We start from the raw sequence: 2,003 nt of genomic DNA, 5'->3' as shown, positions 1-2,003 counted from the left end.
GGCATTGTTGATAATATCCCGCTGCTGCCGCTCACTGCTTTCCAGCGCATCACGGGTTTCCTGCCGTGAGATATTCTTCAGATGGCGCTCTCGGATATAGAGCAATAGCAGCCCCAGCGCTAAACAACCACCCAGACTGATAAAAGCAGCCGTATTACGGGTACTCAACACCGGATAAATATTACTGGTGACCGCGACCTGCCATCCCAGATCAGGTAAAGCGACCGCCTGAAATAACACCCGCTCGCCGCTACTGAGGTTTTTCAGTGCCAACTCACTGCTATCGGATAGCAATCGCTGTTCACTGTTGCGTATCAAATCAGGCAACCTCTGGCCGCGCCAACCTTCCTCACTGGCTAAAAGCACACGGCCGTTTTCAGTGAACAACAGGAAATCTTCCAGCTGGTTTAACTTATCCTGCAACTGACTGAGATCGATACGTACCACGGCAACCCCCATAAAACGGTTGGCATCGTAGATCGGTGCAGAGAGATAGATTGATGTCGCTTTGCCATCAACGGTACTGTCAACATAAACCCCTTGCTCACCGTTGCGGGCTTGCGTGAAATACGGGGTATTCGCGTGGGATTTCAGAAAAAAAGATTGTTCTTCGCGCCAGCGACTGTAGGACAACGCCCGGCCATCCAGATCCAACACCAGCAGTGCGGTGGCACCGGATACCAGATTCATCTGTTCCAGAAAACGACTGACCTCCGCCCCCTTATCCAACACGGGGTAGAGCAGCAGTTCCTGCACGTCTTTGTTCTGGGAGATCAGAAACGGCAGATATTTATAACTATCGATTGCAGTACGTAAGCCAATAATCGTATTGAGCAGGCGATCTTCACCCTGCTCCTTCAGGCGCGTCATCGACCAGTCATAGGCTTGGTGTTGAACCCACCAGGTCAACAGCAATGACAGGCACAGGATCAGGGTAAACAGCAGGCTACGAAATGACTTCAACACACCCTCATCGAGACAATAACTGATAAATATTTAGGCATAAAAAAACGGATTCTGATTGTGCTTCAACCGCTTACAGTTAAGCACATCCAGAATCCGTTACGCTAGCAAGCTATGTAAAGTCAGTCACTCAAACCTGAAAATCAGAATGACTCCCACCTATCCTCTGCTTCAGGTACTGCCTGTCGCAGTGGCGCACGACGACGGGAGTCAGCATGATCCGGGCGCTGACGCTGCGCCGGACCGGAATGACGTGATGCAGGGGCCCGAAATGCAGAGTCATCCCCACTCACGTTAAAGAACCCAACCTGTTGTAGCAGGGTTTGTGCCTGCTGTTCCATCGCGGTACTGGACGCAGATGCCTGCTCAACTAACGCGGCGTTCTGCTGCGTCCCCTCTTCCATCTGAGTCACCGCTCGGCACACTTCACTGATGCCAACCGACTGCTCTTTGCTCGCCGTATCAATCTCCGCAATCATCGTCACCACATCCTGAACGGACGCGACCAACTCCCCAAAGGTTGTACCGGTGGCGCGCACCAGGTTGGTACCTGTACTGACCGCTTCCAGACTCTCACTAATTAGCCCTTTAATCTCTTTCGCCGCACTGGCACTGCGTTGCGCCAGATTACGCACCTCCGCAGCAACAACCGCAAAACCTCGCCCCTGCTCGCCGGCACGCGCAGCCTCTACCGCCGCATTCAACGCCAGGATATTGGTCTGAAAAGAGATCTCGTCAATCACGCCAATGATATCGGCAATCTTCTTACTCGATTTATTGATCGCATCCATGGCTGCCACAGCACTATCAACCACTTCACCGCCGTTGCTGGCTTTCTGCATCGCGTCAGACGCTCGAGAGGCCACATCACTGGCATTGTCCGCGTTCTGCTTTACCGTGGCCGTCAGCTCTTCCATCGCTGACGCAGTTTCTTCCAGACTTGCTGCCTGGTCTTCTGTGCGGTGACTTAGATCACTATTGCCTTGGGCAATCTCCTGGGATGCGGAGAACACACTATTAGATGCCTGACGAATCTCCAT

General features: G+C 52.7%; 2 protein-coding genes. Both read right to left on the bottom strand.

The annotated features are described in order from the left end of the window. Window positions 1-963 (bottom strand): cache domain-containing protein (locus tag ABYW01_RS20450; RefSeq protein ID WP_372836329.1); only part of this gene is annotated, 963 nt, incomplete at its 3' end. 143 nt (window positions 964-1,106) lie between these two features. Further along, a partial coding sequence (locus tag ABYW01_RS20445; protein WP_372836328.1) for a methyl-accepting chemotaxis protein occupies window positions 1,107-2,003 on the bottom strand: 897 nt, incomplete at its 5' end.

Origin of the sequence: Pontibacterium sp., assembly GCF_041587635.1 — a bacterium.
Taxonomy (GTDB): domain Bacteria; phylum Pseudomonadota; class Gammaproteobacteria; order Pseudomonadales; family Balneatricaceae; genus Pontibacterium.
Note: the sequence above shows the minus strand (reverse complement) of the source record. Positions and strands in the feature narration are given on the sequence as shown.